Genomic DNA, 14,814 nt, shown 5'->3' with positions numbered 1-14,814 from the left:
CCGAGCCCATTCCTTAAAACCCGAGATTTCCGGTAGTCCAGGATTGAAGCTCGGTACAATGGTCTGTCCCCGCAACTGCAACTTGGCGGAAACGCGCATGACGATTCCTTTTTTACAGTGGCCGCTGCCTGATCGTTGCGGACCAGCAAGTTTAAGGGTCGGTTCGATATCCGAACCTCGCGCAACCGGTGGGGCATCAGGACTGCGCAGGGGCAGCGGTGACTGCACGCCGACGTTTCAACATCGAGAGAATGGCGATCGAAAGTGTTGAGGCGACGCACAGCCACGCGAAGAGATCGCCGATCCGCGTGTAAAGCGTCGGCCCGGGGCCGAGCGGAAGGTCCGTGACCACCATGGTCAGGCCCGTCGGCGCATCCTCCTTCATGGCGATGACGCGGCCTTGCGCATCGCTGGCGATCACCAGGCCATGGTGCGCGGGACGCATCATGGAAAATCCGTTTTCAACGCCGCGCATGATGGCCATTCGCGCATGCTGCCAGCCGTCGATGCCGAAGTCGCCCGCCGGCACACCTGCCAGCCGGGTTCCGTTCACGGCATCGGAGCGAATGGTGCTGGGGAAATCCATGTCTTTGCAGATCTCCATCGCGAATCCGTCGGCCAGGGACCCGGAGACGTGACCGGGCACGTAGCGCTCTTCAAGCCCTGGCACGGGATGCCGCTTGTCATAGCGTTGCGTCGGTCCTGTGGGGTCGAATGCAAGCGCGAAGTCGGCTGGCGGGTGGTCAGAATGGAAGCCGGCAATGATCCGTACTCCCGTTTCCCTGGACGCGGATGCAAGCGGCGCGATGATGGCCGACTGCGCCTCAGGGATCGACGCCATGCCGCCTTCCGACGTCACGATGAAACGGGCGCCCTGGCGAGCCGCTTCACGGATTTCCTGTGCGTAGGCTGTCGTCACTGCGAGATCCTCCGGCAAAGCATGCGCGCGCCAGGCGTTCGCTACAATGGATTCATCGACGATGCCTGCCACCCGGACGGTGGACGGCTGCGGCTGGGCCAGACGCACGAACCCGAACGCCAAGTTCGCCGCGCAGATCGCAATGCCCAGAGTGATGGCGGCGATGGCCTGCCGTCCGGCGCGCAGCGCCAAGGCAACGGTGTTGGCGAAGAGGCAAATGAGGAACGTGACGGCATACATTCCCAAGAGCGAAGCGCTCTGGATCAGGATGGGCGCTGACATCGTGCTGTAGGCAAACGAGCCGTAGGTACCGTTCGGCGATGGAAGCTGGCTCAGGAGTTCGAACGCCGTCCACCATGCTGGAAACGCGAAGAGTGTGGCGAACGGATGCGCCCAGAGGTGTACAAAGCGCGCGAACCAGACGGCGGCGCAAAACATGCCAACGTAAAGCAGCAGCACCGGCACGATTATGAAGAGCGGCGGTATGTAAGGCAGTTGCAGTATGTAGCCACCGCTTGCCAGGATCGCGGCTGCGCTCGCCGCCATCACCTGCCACATCGGCTGTTTTCCGTAGGCCAGCCACAGCAGCGGCACCGGTGCGAACCAAGCCAGCATCCATACGTCGTCTAAGCCCTGTGACAGATAGAACATCGCGCCGCTCAGCAGCGCAGCGAGGACGGCGATCATCTTGTTCTCCGAGCAGATTCGAATGAAGCGAGACATTGGTGAAGGGCCGTGTGGTAGAGCGCTTTGAACTGCGTCTCGCTCGAAAAGCGGTTGGCGCGATGCATCGAGACGAGGCCTTGACCGAGCGCCGCGAGCGCCAAGGCGATTTCGAGCGCGGGCGTGTCCTCGATGCATCCCTCTGCCTGCGCCTCTTCGATGCGCTTCATGGCCATGGTCAATACGGGCGAGCGGCCGGCCGCAAAATCGTCTGGAAAGCGGCGCGCCTCGGGAGCGGGCAGGAAAAACGCCGCGTCGAACCGGTGGGGTTCCGTGATGGCGAAGTCCAAGTAAGCTTCGCCAAGCTCCTCCAGCCATTCCATCGGATCGGATGTGCCGATGGCGCGCGCGCGCTCTTCCCAGGCCCGAAGTCCGTCCGCCATCAAAGCGTTCAGCAGAGCGTTCTTGTCGGCGAAGTGGCGGTACATCGCCATCGTCGACATCTGCGCGCTCTGCGCCACCTTGCGGATGGTGAGTCCCGCGATTCCGTCTTGTTCGAGTACGGCTTTGGCCGCCGCAAAGATCCGGTCCATGGTCATGTGTGCTTTGTACACGTATCTGTGTGCAATGTACACAGGGCTGAAGTCATGCCGAAGATCTTGGACTTTGGGGAGCGGGTTCGGCATAGTATCGGGCTCGGCATAACGGGATGAAAATCGTCTGTGGCGCCAGCCAGCGCATCCCTCAAGCTGCTTCTGTACATGTCCTTGCTGCCCGGTAACGAAATACCAAGGAAGCCCTGTCAGGCTGGGTGACATCGCGATTCGACGCTCAGGAACGTTGTTAAACCCGATGTTGATCTGGCCCAACCGCGACTGGGCCGAAGAGGGCAGGATTCATATGGCCAAGAGAAAGCGCAGCACCCGTTCACCGTCACGTTCGCCGAAGCGGTCATCGTCGCGCTCCGCAGCGCGCGGGTCCTCGACGGGTATATTCCTGGCTCTTGCCGTGATTGTCGGCGTTGGCGCATTGAGCATATGGTCGGCAACGCAGCACAAAGGCCCGCTTAAAGCCTTCGCCGGATGGTTCGAGCGTCCAGCGGCACAGACCAGTCGATCAGCCGCCGTAAAGCCAGACGCAGATGTGAAACCGACTGCAAAAGCCGCGCCGCGCCAGGAGAACATTCCGGCTACCGCTTTCAATGCTCCGATAGCGCGCCCCTCCATTCCCGTCGGCGCACAGCCGAATCCCGTGGTGCCCACGCCGCTGCAGCGGGCAGCATTACAGCAGCCGCAACCATTGCAGCGGCCGACCTTGGCCGTTGGTCCAGCGGAGCGGACGGGCATTCACCTGCCACGCGGGATCAACATGCCCAACATGACGCCATCGGTGGTGTATGCGCGCGAAAGGCTGACCTTGCGGCGCAATGCGTGGGATAAATCCGAACCGGCGGGTACCGTGGAAAAGGGACGCGAAATGCGCTCCTATGGCAAAACCGGCAAATGGCATCACATCGTGATTCCCGCTACCGACATGATCGGCTGGGTGCACGAAGATATGCTGATTGCCGGAAAAACCCACCCCGGCACGTCGGGTATGACGACAGGTGCGATATCCGGCACCCCCAGGTCCACACAGGTGCAGGCCATCTATCCGCCACGCCCGGTCGGCGCCCAGTGATGGCCTGAACAAAAGCGGGGACTTTCGCCCCGCTGCGACCTCAATACTGCAGAATCTTGTTGAGAAATTCCCGCGTGCGTGGCTGGCGGTCCTCGATCTTGCCGAAGAACTCGTCCTTTGTCGTATCCTCGAGAATGCGTCCGCCGACATCCATGAAAATGACGCGGTTGGAGACTTTCCGGGCGAAACCCATTTCGTGTGTCACGACCATCATGGTCATGCCTTCCGAAGCGAGACCGACCATCACGTCCAGCACCTCGCCCACCATCTCCGGATCAAGCGCCGACGTCGGCTCGTCGAAAAGCATGATGATCGGATCCATGGAGAGTGCGCGGGCGATGGCCACGCGCTGCTGCTGGCCGCCGGAGAGCTGGCCGGGGAATTTGTGCTGATGATCGATGAGCCCGACGCGTTCCAGCATTTGCAGGCCGCGTTTCTTGGCCTCGTCGCGCCGGCGGCCAAGCACCTTTATCTGGGCAATGATGAGATTGTCGGTGACCGACAGATGCGGAAACAGTTCGAAGTGCTGGAAGACCATCCCGACGCGGCTTCTCAATTTCGGTAGGTCGGTGGCCTTGTCGTGAACGGCGACGCCGTCGATCCAGATTTCGCCCTTCTGGATTGGCTCAAGCGCGTTGATGGTCTTGATCAGGGTGGATTTGCCTGAGCCGGACGGCCCGCAAACGACGACAACTTCTCCCTTGTTGATCTTAACCGAGCAGTCGTTGAGGACCTGAGTCGTGCCATACCATTTGGAAACGCTTTTCATTTCGATCATTGTGATTGCGTCCTTCACTTCAGCGCACGATGCGGATTTTCTGGTTCAGTTTCTTGACGACCATGGACAAGAAAAAGGAGATGACAAAATAGACCACGGCAGCGAGGAGATAGGTTTCGATCCGCCGGCCAAACGTATTGCCCATGATTTCGAAACCCTTGAGGATGTCGTAGGCGCCGATGGCATAGACCAGCGAGGTATCCTGGAACAGCACGATGGTCTGGGTCAGGAAGACCGGCAGCATGTTGCGGATCGCCTGGGGCAGGATGATGTAGCGCATGTTCTGCGCGTAGGTCATGCCGAGAGCCTGTCCCGCATTCGTCTGGCCGCGCGGCAGGGATTGGATGCCGGCGCGCACGATCTCGCTGAAGAAGGCGGCTTCAAAGACAATGAAGGTTATCAGGGCGCAAATCTCGGCCCGGTATTTCTGGCCGCTTCCACCCGGGAAGAGGTCGTAAAAGCCGGATGGTACCAGCAGGAAAAACCAGAGGATCACCATCACCAGCGGCACGCTGCGAAACACATTGACATACCACGTGGCGATATATTCCAGCGGCTTGACGTTGGACAGGCGCATCAGGGCAATGACGGTGCCGAGGGCAATGCCGCCAATGGTGGCGGCGATCGTAAGCGAGACGCTGAAATAGAGGCCGCTGAGCAGATAATTGCTGATATTGGCCCATGTATAGAACGAAAAGTCGAGCGTAGCCATCAGTGCGCTCCCTGCGTCTGGACCGTCAGGCCGGGTATGCGCATCCGCCGTTCCATGAAGGCCATGACCCGGTTGACCACCAGCGCGGTCACCGCATAGAGCACCGTGGCCGCCAGATAGACCTCGACCCCGCGCGACGTCTCTTCCTGTGTCTGCATGGCGAAGCTGATCAGTTCGGGAATCGATACCGCAAAGGCGACTGACGAGTTCTTGACGATATTCATCGCTTCGCTGGTCAGCGGCGGGATGATGATGCGGAAGGTCTGCGGCAGGATCACATAGCGGTAGGTCTGGAACTGGGTGAAGCCAACGGCATAGGCGGCGTTACGCTGGCCTGTCGGTAGGGCCTGGATACCGGCGCGTATCTGTTCGGCAATACGGGCGGAGGTGAAGAAGCCGAGCGCACAGCAGGCCAAAACGAAGCCCGGCACGCTCCGCATGCCAGGAACGAGTTCGGAAATCACGAAGAACCAGATGAAGAGCTGGACGAGGATGGGAATATTGCGGAAAAGCTCAACCCATCCCGCCGCGAAGGCGGAGATGACCCGGTGTCCCGACAGCGTGCGCAACGTTCCGATGACGATGCCGAACACCAGAGCGATCACGAGCGAGGTGGCGGCCACGGCAACCGTGTAGCCCCAAGCCGACAGCATCCATTGAAAGTAGGTGACGCCGTCACCCCGGTCATCCCAAAGAAACTGCCAGCGATCCCATACGTTCTGCCAATACGCCATCATATCTCGCCCACCCGCACGTGTTGCATCAACAGGGCAGGTACTGCGCGTTTCCCGGCCCTGGTAAGCTCAAACCTATTGACCGGGTTGCTTGTAGTCCTCGGTCGGCTTGTCGTTTGGATTGGCCCAGGCTTCCTTGGTGGCTTCCGAGGCCGGCATGTTCAGCGAAACATTGTTCGGCGGAATGGGCTGCATGAACCACTTGTCGTAGAGCTTGGCGATGGTGCCCGCCTTGATCTGTTCCACGATGCTTTCATCGACCGCCTTCTTGAACTCGGGGTCGTCCTTGCGGATCATGATGGCGATCGGTTCAACGGACAGGACTTCCGGCAGAACCTTGAAATCGCTTGGCTTTTGTGCCCGGGCAATATTGGCCGCGAGGATCGAGGCGTCCATCACGAAGGCATCGGCGCGGCCGCTCTGCAGGAGCAGGAAGCTGTCGGCGTGATCCTTGCCATAGACCTCGTTGAAGGTAATGTCTTTGCCGCGCTTGTTTTTGCGCAGGGTCTGCACGGAGGTGGTGCCGGTCGTGGTCGCCACGTTCTTGCCGTTCAGATCTTCCAGCTTGCTGATGTTGGAGTTGGCACGGACCGCAATTTTCACTTCCTCGACATACACGGTATCGGCAAATGCAACGTCCTTTGCACGTGCGGTGTTGTTCGTTGTAGAGCCACATTCGAGATCGACGGTGCCGTTCTGGACCAGAGGCACACGGTTCTGCGATGTGACGGGCTGATACCGGATGTCCAGCTTTTCAAGCCCAAGCTTCTTCTTGATGTCCGCAATGATATTCTGGCAGACATCGTAGTGATAGCCGGTGTAGACGCCATTGCCGAGCGTATAGGCCAATCCGGATGACTCTCGTACACCCTGCGTGATGGTGCCAGAGGACTTGATCTTGTCCAGAGTTCCGTCAGCCTGTGCCGCTGACCCAAGAGCAGCAAAGAGTATTGTTGCCGTGATCAGAATTTTTTTCATTTAATCCTCCAATTCGAACGCCGCAACTATGGCCGCATTCGGCGAAATTGAAAAGCGCTTAGGCTTCCAATTTGCGAATCCGGGCCGCTTGGCTGTGGAACACCCACTGTTGTGAAAGGCCTCTGCTGCCCGCGGGCGGCGATGGAACGGGAACGCCGCCAGCTCTTGTAATGTCCGGATATTCAGTCTCTCGGAGCCGCATAGACGAGCAATTGCCAGACGATTGGCAGGTTATTCGAGTGCCGGTGTTGAGCCGGCAGCGGTACGCCTTCTGTTGCAGCTATTTCCTCACCGCAGTTTTTGCAGCGGTATATACCGGAATTGTAGGGGATCGATCCGGGTTCGAATTCTTTGTCAAACTGATCACTCTCGTATCTCAGCAGGTACTTTCCATATTTATAAGAGGCCATGCTTTTCTCCCGCGATGTCAATATACGGGTCAGCGGCATCCGGTGCGAAGCAGGAAAACGACCTGATTCAACCATTGGCCACCCCAAGGTAATCCAGCGCGATGTTAATGGAGACTCCGGCCGATTGTCACTACGGCTGTTGGCTCTCGCGTGCAGCAGGTTGAATTCTTATGCGTTTGGTAACCTGGATGGAAAGGGCCGGTGGCCATTGCCCCTGTTCCTCTGCTAGATCAGTTCCTTCAGCATCGGGGGCGAGGCGGACCATGAACAAGGAAATCCATATCCAGTCCGGGGAACTTGCGGACGCAATAAGGATAGGGGGGCGGGCGGCAGCGCAGCCTATTGTTTTCAATCGGACGATTGGACTTTTTCAAAGGGCTGATGCGGATCATCCGGGCAGTACGGCGGTGCTTTTCGCCAGCCCGTGGGGGCTGGAAGAACTGTGCACCCACAAATTCTGGCGCATCATTGCGGAGAAACTGGCTGAGACGGGCATCCCGTCCTTCCGCTTCGATTGGCCGGGAACCGGTGACGCGCTGGATGATGGCGACTTTTCCAGGGGACTGGCGGTCTGGAGTGACGCGCTTGTGGCCGGGGCGGGGCTGTTGAAGGACCTCTCGGGCTGCCAGCGCATCATCGTTTTGAGCCAGGGATTGGGTTGCGTTGTCGCCGCCGATGCAGCGGCTCGAATGGACGGGCTCGAAGCCATTGCGTTCATGGCGCCGGTTGTTTCAGGCCGGCACTATACGCGTGAACTGGCGATCTGGTCTGGCATGGTTGACGCCGACCTTGGCTTGCCGGAAGCCCAGCGCGACAAAACTGGCGTGTCGATTGCCTCGTTGAAACTGCCTGCGGAAGTGGCGGAAGGATTGCGCCGGGCAAACCTGATGACACTTGGCAGCAAGATTGCAGCGGAATGTCTGGTTTTGGTGCGGGTGGACCGACCGTCCGACCGGGAGTTCGCGGCGCATCTCAGCCAGCTCGGCATGGATACGGTGACCGAGGACTACACCAGCTATGACAAACTGGTTTCCAATCCTGTCATCTCGCAGCTGCCGCTCGCCGTTGCCGACCGCATTGTCGATTGGGCCGCGGGTGTTGCCGGACGCTCCCCGCCCATCGAGGCCCGCGCACTTGTCGTTCAGGACGTGAAAGCCGGGACGTTGCAGGGCGATGGTTTTGCGGAAACCCCGCTGCGTTTCGGTCGTGGTGATCGGCTCTATGGCGTGTTGTGTGAGCCGCAAGGCACACGGCGCGGGGCGACAGTGCTGTTCCTGACCTCTGCCTATGACCGGCATGCGGGATGGGGGCGCACGATTGTCACCATAGCGCGCGCGCTGGCACGGCGCGGCGTCGCCTCGCTCCGGTTTGATACGGCCAATGCGTCCGATAGTCCGCCAGTCCCCGGCGTTCCCGACCAAGTGCTCTATCATGATGCGCAGAATGCTGACGTTGCCGAAGCGCTGTCTTTTCTCAATGGCCTCGGCACTGCGGCGATCATCGCTGCAGGCCGCTGCAGTGGCGCCTATCTCGGGTTTCAGAGCATCGTTGCTGATCCGCGGCTTTCCGGTGCGGTCCTCGTCAATCCCATTACCTTTTACTGGGAACCGGGACGTTCAGTCGATGAGGCCGTGCGGGAAGGCAGCCGAACCCTGGAAGAATATGGCAGCCGGCTGTTGCGCGCCTCGACATTCAAACGTCTCGTCCGCGGCGAACTGGATTTTGTCGGCATCGCCCGAAACGTTGCCGGAGGAATGGGCCGGCGCATTGCCAAACGGGCGCGGCATCTGCTTCGCGGCCGGACGATAGAAGGCCGGGCCGTCTACAAGGCATTCGGCGTGTTGAAGGACAGGCAGAGTCCCGTTGAACTGCTCTACAGCTACCGGGATCCCGGACTTGAATATTTCGGCTACTATTTTGATGCGCGGGAAGGCAGGATTGCCGGGTATCCCAATGTGTCGGTCAAGAAGATCACCGATGCGGATCACAATCTCACACCGCAGCACGCCCGCGATATCTATATTGACGCGCTCGAACGGATGGCGCTGCGTTTTCCGGGCTGACGATCACTCAAACCAGACGGTGCGAGGACTTCCGGCAATGCGGATTTCGCCGGCTGGGCGGGCTGAAAGCGCAGTGCCGTCACGCGGGATCAATTCGAGCCGCCTGGTCTCGCCAGGCGCCAGATGAAACCAGTTGTCATCGGGGCGGTAGCCCTCGATATCCACATGGACTGACTGGGCGAGCACGGGCGTGGTCAGCTCAAGGAACCAGACATTGCCCTCCAGGGTAAGGGCGGTTTCGACTGCCGCCTCATGGAAGGCTTTCGTCCGGCCTTGCGGAAAATGGAAAGCCTCGGCGAGAACCCTGCCGGACTGCGGGTCTTTCAAGCGGGCCACGGTCACGTCATGGGAAACCGGGCCAAAGCGATAGGCATAGGTTGTGTCAAAGAAGGCACCGAACAGATCCGTCGCTGCGAGCGTCAATGATTGACCCGATTCGAGCGTCAGGTCACGGCGGCCCGATACAACGGGCTGTTTCCCGGCGCGCAGGCACGTGATCTCCACGAACGCTTCCAATCCCTCCGGCCGTTCATTGACGATGTGAAGCGCAAGACCATTGACGCCCTCATCAGTGAGGGTGAGATTGACCGGACGCCAGGCGCGTTTCAAGCCGTACCATGCCGCCTTCGGCTCGCCGGTGCTGTCGATGACGCCCCAGCCCGCCCCTGGCAAGAGATCCTGCAGCATCCAGACCAGCCCGCCCCAGCAGCTGCTACCCGGCCGCCGCCATTCGGCAAAGGTGGCTTCCATCACTTCGGCCGTGACTGCCCGGGACAGGTGCAGGTAGGACGGCATGTCTTCGCGGCGCAGTGTCGTCGGGTCGAAGCCGTACAGCATGGCGAGATAGGCCTCCCGCACATCCTCGAAGTCCCAGGATACACCGCTGTCGCGGGGTACCCTTGCCTTCCAGCGGGGATGGTGGACCGCAGGCACGTTCAGGTGCGCCGTCAATGTGCGGGCTTCCGGAACGTTGGAAAACGCCAGGCATTCCGTGGCGAAGCGGACATTGGCGCGGCGCGCATCCTCCAGCGGTCGGCAATAGGCGCTGACGCCGTAATAGTGGCTGACGCCGGCATTGGCGATAAAGGGCAGCGCACCGTCGCATGGCGAATTGGCAACGTACGGCACGTCGGGACGCAGACTGCGTGACAGGGACGGCAGGATTTCCTCGGTCAGCGGCCCTTTCCAAACGGTTTCCGGCAGGCCCAGCATGGAGCCCTGCTGGTAGATTTCGCTGCCACCGCTCAGGACCGCCAGGGAAGGGGCCCCGCGTGTTCTCTTGAGCAATTGCCGGGCTTCCGCGTCGACCTGCGCCGCGAATTCGGCATCCTTCACCGGATAATCGAAATTGGCGAACATGAAATCCTGCCAGACCAAGATGCCGAGTTCGTCGCACAGATCGAAGAAATCATTGCTTTCGTAGACCGTAATGCCGCTGATACGGATCATGTTCATTCCGGCTTCTGCGGCGAGGCGCAGCCAGACTGCGTAATCCTCGCGCTTGCCCGGCAGGCGGACAATGTCGGCTGAGCTCCAGACCGCGCCCCGGCAGAAAATGCGCTTGCCGTTCACGATCATGGCAAAGCCCTGGCTGTCCTCACCCCGGTCGATCTCCAGGCTCCTGAAGCCGGTGCGCCCCAGCCGATATGTTTCATCCCCGGCACGTAGCACGACGTCATGCAGGACCGGCGAACCGTGCGTGTGAGGCCACCACTGGGTCACGCCGGGTAAATCAAGACACGCATGCCAGCGGCCGTCATCGTTCAGAACGGCTTCGATGCTGCAGCCGGCACATTCCACCACGGGGTGTTCGAACGGGCCCGACCAGGCAAAACTCACGTTGAGAACGCCGTCGCCACCGCGGGTCAATTCGCTGTGGATGTCAATATCCGCTATCGGCTCGGAGTCCGGCCGCAACAGCCTTACCGGGCGCCATGGACCTGCCGGATGAATTTCGGGACACCAGCCGGGCATGTAGCCGAGAGGCGTGGTCCGCAGCAGACGCAGGCCCTGTTCGTTCATCAGTTGCGTGCGCCAGCGTGCGCGGGGCCCCTTCCGGTTGAGAAGAGGCGCCAATGCGCGAAAACATATGGCAAGCTCGTCCCTGCCGGTCAATTCGACTGCAACATCCGACGACAGGAACATATTGCCGGACTGCAGAATGCGGCTGCCGTTCCAATAGACTTCAGCGATTGTCGCCAGCCCTTCGAAACGGAGAATGGCCGTTCCCGCCGGTTCGTCGCCGAATGCCCTGATATACCAGGCGTCCTGTTGATTGAGCGGAAAGGGAGCGCCACGTTCAAACCGGCCGGCCTGTTCCAGGGCTTCCGCCACTGTGCCGGGTACCGGGACATTAGGCAAAGCGCCTTCGCGGCGCACCTGATCCGGCCCGGCTGCTTCGCCCGATGCTGTCAGGATGAGGTGCCACGCATCGCCGAGAAGTTGACCACCCTCGTTACGGATCGGCAGCGGCACGCTCTCCATCCGCGTCAAGCGTCCACGCGGCTTTCGGCAGCGGCGTGCACTTTGGGATGGCCGAGTTCCGAAGCCAGAATATCCATCATGCTGTCCCATGCATCGGCGGCTGGAAGGAGCGCATCCGCCAGCGGGGCAAATTTCTTGCGCGTGACGGCACGGGCAAGCTGGAACTGTGCCGCCTTGGCGACCTCGGCAATACGGATCGCATCATTTGCCGCCGCAGCAAAGGCCCCATCCGGGCGCAGCCATGCGAGATGACTGGCGGCAAGCTCGAAGTTGGCGCCCAGCTGGCGCATCGTGTTGAAGGCGTATTTGTGGAAGAACGCAAAGGGCCGTTCCGCCACGGCCTCGGCCTGCAGCGGAAACACATCCATGAACGCACGAATGGGATTTGCTGCGGGCCGGCGGGCGAAATGGCCGGGCAGCAGACGTGCGGATTTCGCGCGTATGGACGCGGCATCGGCTGGCTGATCCGGGAATTTTGCAAATTCCGTGTAGGGCAGGAACGGCATGTCCTCATCAGTCAGATGACGCTGGAACAGGCCGTCAAAATCGTCGCCGTCCAGGCGGAAGAAGCCGCCATTGTGGAAATAATCGAGGCTGCGGTTTTGCGTATCCATGCGGTTGATGGCAACCGTCGTCTTGCCGTGCTCGCTGCGGTAGCCCACCCCATGGGTGTCCGGCATGAAATAGCTGTCCATCTCCACGAGGGTGAGGTGGCCCCGTGCCATCTGCGCGGCCACGTGGCTTTCCACCGTGTCAAAGATAGCAAGCTCGCCGACGCGAATGCCATAAAGCGTCTCCAGATCCTCCAGCGGCACCTTGAAAAAGGTAAACTGATCGCCTTCAAAGTCCTGATTCAGGGTGAAGCCCAGCATTGCTTCCGGCGGCAGGTTCTGTGCAGCAAGAACCTCGATCCACAGATCAACGTAGCAGTTGGTCTCCGGCCAAATCCGGTCCTGCGCATGCAGGGCATGCGGCCGGTAGGTCTGCGGATCGATATGGGGGAAAACAGCTTGCATGCCGCCGGTCAGCCCCACAATTCCTGGCGAACCTGTTCCGGCCAGGCTTCGATGTCGAGGCCATGGTGGTGGAACAGGGCGAGCGCAATCCGCTCCAGGCCAAATCCGACACAGGCAGTATGGGCGGTCGTGCCATCAGCGAATTGAATGCCCCATTTCGTGCCGAAATGATCCTGATGATAGTTGAAGCTCATGCAGGCGGTCGGATTCTCGGTCGATGTGATCGGGATAAGCAGTTCGAATTTCAGGTTCTGATCGCGCTGATTGTTGACCAGCATGCGCCCGGCGCGGCCAAAGAACGGATCGTTGGCAACGTCGATGTGAACGGGAAGGCCTACCCGCTGCATGATGTCCGTGCCGCGCTCGATCCAGAGCTGGCGGAATTCCGTCACGTCGTCGGCCTTGCCCATGCGGACATATTCACGCATGCGGAACATCTGCTGGCGCGCCGGGTCTTTTGACGGTTCGTGCCGGAAGCAATAGGACTGCAGGTCGAACAGTCCGCCATCTGCCGGCAGGTCGCCGCGCTGTGCCACAACGGGATAGAGCGGATAGCAGGCGGCCGGCGTCAGCACGATATCGGTCGCTTGCTGTTCTTTCGTCCAGTCTTTGCCGGCATCCATGCACTGGATGAGATTGACATGATCAAGCTCGCATCCGCAGAAACTGTGGATGGTTCCGGCCAATTGCGGGAAACTCTTCATGTAGCCGCTTTTTTCGAAGATGGCGCGGTTCATCCCGGGCGGGAAGCGTATGGCTTCGGCACCATCGCTGCCGCCGGTGCGGTCAATCAGCCGCTCGAACGCGGCAATGACGTCCTCGAAACGGCCGCTGCGTCCATAAAGACCGTCAACGCCGGTATCGAGCAGGAGACCAGCCGAAAACAGGCGGTCGAGAAAAGATATTTGAGCGTCCATGCCGTGTTACCCCAAGAGACTGGTGTTCTGTTTGTGGATGAGCAGCATCGTGGCCGTGTTGCCAAGAATGCGCTCATTGGAGACCATGAGCTGTGCCGAATTGGCATCGCGCAAATGCCGGCCGAGGCTGTAGGGTGTTCCGTTCTTGTAACCCATGATGCCGCAGACGAGCATGGCATGATTGATGATCTGGAGAATGGATTGCGATGCGCCAACCTTGAGGTTGTTCATCGTAATGGCAAAGCCCATCGAGGCGAGCTTGTCGCTATCGTCCTTGGCATGCCGGTAGGTATTGAGGCAGGCGACGATTTCGGACTTCAGCATCTGCAGCATGTTCGACGCTTCGGCGACACGCAATGCTCCCGGCTGCTGAACGCCGGGCGTACGCTTGGCCGCCGCCCTGACGAAGGACTGCGCCCGGGTTACGGCATCGACTGCAATGCCGTACCAGAGCGCGCTCCAGAGGAGGTGTGCCATGGCCAGCATGGACTGCGCCGCTATTTCCGCGAAAGGGTGGGGCAGGATCTGTTCCGTGCTGCCGGTTCCCCGGAAAACAAAGCCTTCCGAGCAGGTGCCGCGCATGCCGAGGGTATCCCAGCCGTTTGTCTTCTCCAGCGTATACTGGTCCCTGACAAAAACGGTCATGACCTGGTCGGAAGATGCGGCCTCCGTACCCGAGCGGGACGTGATCAGGATCGCATCGGCTTCAGTGCCGTAGGAAATGACTGTCGCATTCTTTTCGAGACGGCAGGTATCGCCGTCAATTTCGATGGCGCATAGGCTGTTGCGCAAATCGCCGCCAATGCCGCCTTCGGTGGTAGCGGATGCCAGCAGCAGCTGTTCGGCCGCAATCCGGTGCATGAAGGCCCGGTGCCATTTCGCGGATTGGCCATGTTCGACAAGGCTCGACAGCTTGATGTGGTGCATCGCGAAAATCATCGCGCTGGCAGCACAGGACTGTCCGATAATGGAACATATTTCCGCGATCTGCTCGACCTGCGCCGCTTCGCCGCCAAGATCGGCGGGAACTTGGATACCAAGCAGATGCTCGGCCTTCATCGCATTGATGGCTTCGCGCGGAAACCGTGCTTCGGTATCAACATTGTCGGCGAACTGGGCGGCGATGGCGGCAACGCGCGACGCGCGCTGCTGCAGACTGTTACCGGCGCCGGCGTTCATCAGGCGTCCTCATTGTTCTTGAGGATCGCTTCCACTGTCCGTTCGATAGCCTTGATGCTGGCAAAGGATTTGCGGTTGAGGAACTGGTCCGAAAACTCAATATCGAATGTGTCCTCGATGCCCAGCATCAGCTGGACGGAGGCGAACGAGGACAACCCCGCATTGTATAGGTCTTCTTCATCGCTGATCTGATCGACCGCGACCGGCAAACCGCCTACCTTAGCCAAAAGTTCCCGAATGGCTTCATTCATTGGATGCACCCCCGCACATATTTATCGCTG

14 protein-coding genes are annotated in these 14,814 nt (G+C 60.0%); 2 read left to right on the top strand and 12 right to left on the bottom strand.

Features of this window, described 5'->3' with window-relative positions; all coding sequences use genetic code 11:
- Positions 1-196: 196 nt before the first annotated feature.
- Positions 197-1,606, bottom strand: coding sequence for a nitrilase-related carbon-nitrogen hydrolase (locus AC1Q5O_RS19570; protein ID WP_492565231.1), 1,410 nt, complete (start codon positions 1,604-1,606; stop codon positions 197-199).
- Positions 1,603-2,181 carry a TetR/AcrR family transcriptional regulator gene (locus AC1Q5O_RS19565; protein WP_492565229.1) on the bottom strand — a complete coding sequence of 193 codons (579 nt, stop codon included), beginning with the start codon at positions 2,179-2,181 and terminating at the stop codon, positions 1,603-1,605. Before AC1Q5O_RS19565 ends, AC1Q5O_RS19570 begins: the two co-directional genes overlap by 4 nt.
- Before the next feature lie 253 nt (positions 2,182-2,434).
- Here AC1Q5O_RS19565 and AC1Q5O_RS19560 point away from each other — a divergent pair, with 253 nt between their 5' ends.
- Positions 2,435-3,262, top strand: a complete 828-nt coding sequence (locus tag AC1Q5O_RS19560) for a hypothetical protein (RefSeq protein WP_492565227.1) — start codon at positions 2,435-2,437, stop codon at positions 3,260-3,262.
- Positions 3,263-3,302: 40 nt separating this feature from the next.
- On the opposite strand, the gene AC1Q5O_RS19555 is transcribed toward AC1Q5O_RS19560, so the two are convergent.
- The 5 genes from AC1Q5O_RS19555 to AC1Q5O_RS19535 form a co-directional block, all read right to left on the bottom strand.
- The gene (locus AC1Q5O_RS19555) at positions 3,303-4,040 is read right to left on the bottom strand and encodes an amino acid ABC transporter ATP-binding protein (RefSeq protein ID WP_223615276.1); all 738 of its coding nucleotides are present in this window, start codon (positions 4,038-4,040) and stop codon (positions 3,303-3,305) included.
- A 19-nt stretch (positions 4,041-4,059) separates the two neighbouring features.
- Positions 4,060-4,752, bottom strand: a complete 693-nt coding sequence (locus AC1Q5O_RS19550) for an amino acid ABC transporter permease (protein WP_492565226.1) — start codon at positions 4,750-4,752, stop codon at positions 4,060-4,062.
- Positions 4,752-5,489, bottom strand: a complete 738-nt coding sequence (locus tag AC1Q5O_RS19545) for an amino acid ABC transporter permease (RefSeq protein WP_223615274.1) — start codon at positions 5,487-5,489, stop codon at positions 4,752-4,754. The genes AC1Q5O_RS19550 and AC1Q5O_RS19545 overlap by 1 nt, the downstream gene beginning before the upstream one ends.
- 72 nt (positions 5,490-5,561) lie before the next feature.
- Positions 5,562-6,464 (bottom strand): amino acid ABC transporter substrate-binding protein, encoded by a 903-nt coding sequence (locus tag AC1Q5O_RS19540; protein ID WP_403184415.1) that lies wholly within the window; start codon positions 6,462-6,464, stop codon positions 5,562-5,564.
- A 182-nt stretch (positions 6,465-6,646) separates the two neighbouring features.
- The gene (locus tag AC1Q5O_RS19535) at positions 6,647-6,949 is read right to left on the bottom strand and encodes a hypothetical protein (protein ID WP_492565225.1); all 303 of its coding nucleotides are present in this window, start codon (positions 6,947-6,949) and stop codon (positions 6,647-6,649) included.
- 188 nt (positions 6,950-7,137) lie between these two features.
- On the opposite strand from AC1Q5O_RS19535, the gene AC1Q5O_RS19530 reads away from it, so the two are divergent.
- Positions 7,138-8,937 carry an alpha/beta hydrolase gene (locus AC1Q5O_RS19530; protein ID WP_492565223.1) on the top strand — a complete coding sequence of 600 codons (1,800 nt, stop codon included), beginning with the start codon at positions 7,138-7,140 and terminating at the stop codon, positions 8,935-8,937.
- A gap of 3 nt (positions 8,938-8,940) precedes the next feature.
- Here AC1Q5O_RS19530 and AC1Q5O_RS19525 read toward each other — a convergent pair whose 3' ends face one another.
- The 5 genes from AC1Q5O_RS19525 to AC1Q5O_RS19505 are packed head-to-tail and all read right to left on the bottom strand — an operon-like array spanning position 8,941 to position 14,784.
- The gene (locus tag AC1Q5O_RS19525) at positions 8,941-11,412 is read right to left on the bottom strand and encodes a glycoside hydrolase family 2 protein (RefSeq protein ID WP_492565221.1); all 2,472 of its coding nucleotides are present in this window, start codon (positions 11,410-11,412) and stop codon (positions 8,941-8,943) included.
- 14 nt (positions 11,413-11,426) lie between these two features.
- Positions 11,427-12,437: a DUF1839 family protein gene (locus AC1Q5O_RS19520; RefSeq protein ID WP_492565219.1), complete on the bottom strand. Its 1,011-nt coding sequence runs from the start codon at positions 12,435-12,437 to the stop codon at positions 11,427-11,429.
- Positions 12,438-12,445: 8 nt separating this feature from the next.
- Positions 12,446-13,354, bottom strand: a complete 909-nt coding sequence (locus AC1Q5O_RS19515) for an amino acid--[acyl-carrier-protein] ligase (RefSeq protein WP_464664118.1) — start codon at positions 13,352-13,354, stop codon at positions 12,446-12,448.
- A gap of 6 nt (positions 13,355-13,360) precedes the next feature.
- Positions 13,361-14,533 (bottom strand): acyl-CoA dehydrogenase family protein, encoded by a 1,173-nt coding sequence (locus AC1Q5O_RS19510; RefSeq protein ID WP_492565216.1) that lies wholly within the window; start codon positions 14,531-14,533, stop codon positions 13,361-13,363.
- On the bottom strand, positions 14,533-14,784 hold the full coding sequence (locus AC1Q5O_RS19505; protein ID WP_223615266.1) for an acyl carrier protein: 252 nt from the start codon (positions 14,782-14,784) through the stop codon (positions 14,533-14,535). Before AC1Q5O_RS19505 ends, AC1Q5O_RS19510 begins: the two co-directional genes overlap by 1 nt.
- Positions 14,785-14,814 lie beyond the last annotated feature (30 nt).

Source organism: Phyllobacterium sp. MT110, from assembly GCF_058792715.1.
This window is presented reverse-complemented; position numbering and strand designations above follow the sequence as displayed.

Bases quoted from the DNA above. Each gene is read 5' to 3' on its own strand.
- AC1Q5O_RS19570 (WP_492565231.1), bottom strand. From the start codon at position 1,606: ATGATCGCCGTCCTCGCTGCGCTGCTGAGCGGCGCGATGTTCTATCTG.
- AC1Q5O_RS19565 (WP_492565229.1), bottom strand. From the start codon at position 2,181: ATGACCATGGACCGGATCTTTGCGGCGGCCAAAGCCGTACTCGAACAA.
- AC1Q5O_RS19560 (WP_492565227.1), top strand. From the start codon at position 2,435: ATGTTGATCTGGCCCAACCGCGACTGGGCCGAAGAGGGCAGGATTCAT.
- AC1Q5O_RS19555 (WP_223615276.1), bottom strand. From the start codon at position 4,040: ATGATCGAAATGAAAAGCGTTTCCAAATGGTATGGCACGACTCAGGTC.
- AC1Q5O_RS19550 (WP_492565226.1), bottom strand. From the start codon at position 4,752: ATGGCTACGCTCGACTTTTCGTTCTATACATGGGCCAATATCAGCAAT.
- AC1Q5O_RS19545 (WP_223615274.1), bottom strand. From the start codon at position 5,489: ATGATGGCGTATTGGCAGAACGTATGGGATCGCTGGCAGTTTCTTTGG.
- AC1Q5O_RS19540 (WP_403184415.1), bottom strand. From the start codon at position 6,464: ATGAAAAAAATTCTGATCACGGCAACAATACTCTTTGCTGCTCTTGGG.
- AC1Q5O_RS19535 (WP_492565225.1), bottom strand. From the start codon at position 6,949: ATGGTTGAATCAGGTCGTTTTCCTGCTTCGCACCGGATGCCGCTGACC.
- AC1Q5O_RS19530 (WP_492565223.1), top strand. From the start codon at position 7,138: ATGAACAAGGAAATCCATATCCAGTCCGGGGAACTTGCGGACGCAATA.
- AC1Q5O_RS19520 (WP_492565219.1), bottom strand. From the start codon at position 12,437: ATGCAAGCTGTTTTCCCCCATATCGATCCGCAGACCTACCGGCCGCAT.
- AC1Q5O_RS19515 (WP_464664118.1), bottom strand. From the start codon at position 13,354: ATGGACGCTCAAATATCTTTTCTCGACCGCCTGTTTTCGGCTGGTCTC.
- AC1Q5O_RS19510 (WP_492565216.1), bottom strand. From the start codon at position 14,533: ATGAACGCCGGCGCCGGTAACAGTCTGCAGCAGCGCGCGTCGCGCGTT.
- AC1Q5O_RS19505 (WP_223615266.1), bottom strand. From the start codon at position 14,784: ATGAATGAAGCCATTCGGGAACTTTTGGCTAAGGTAGGCGGTTTGCCG.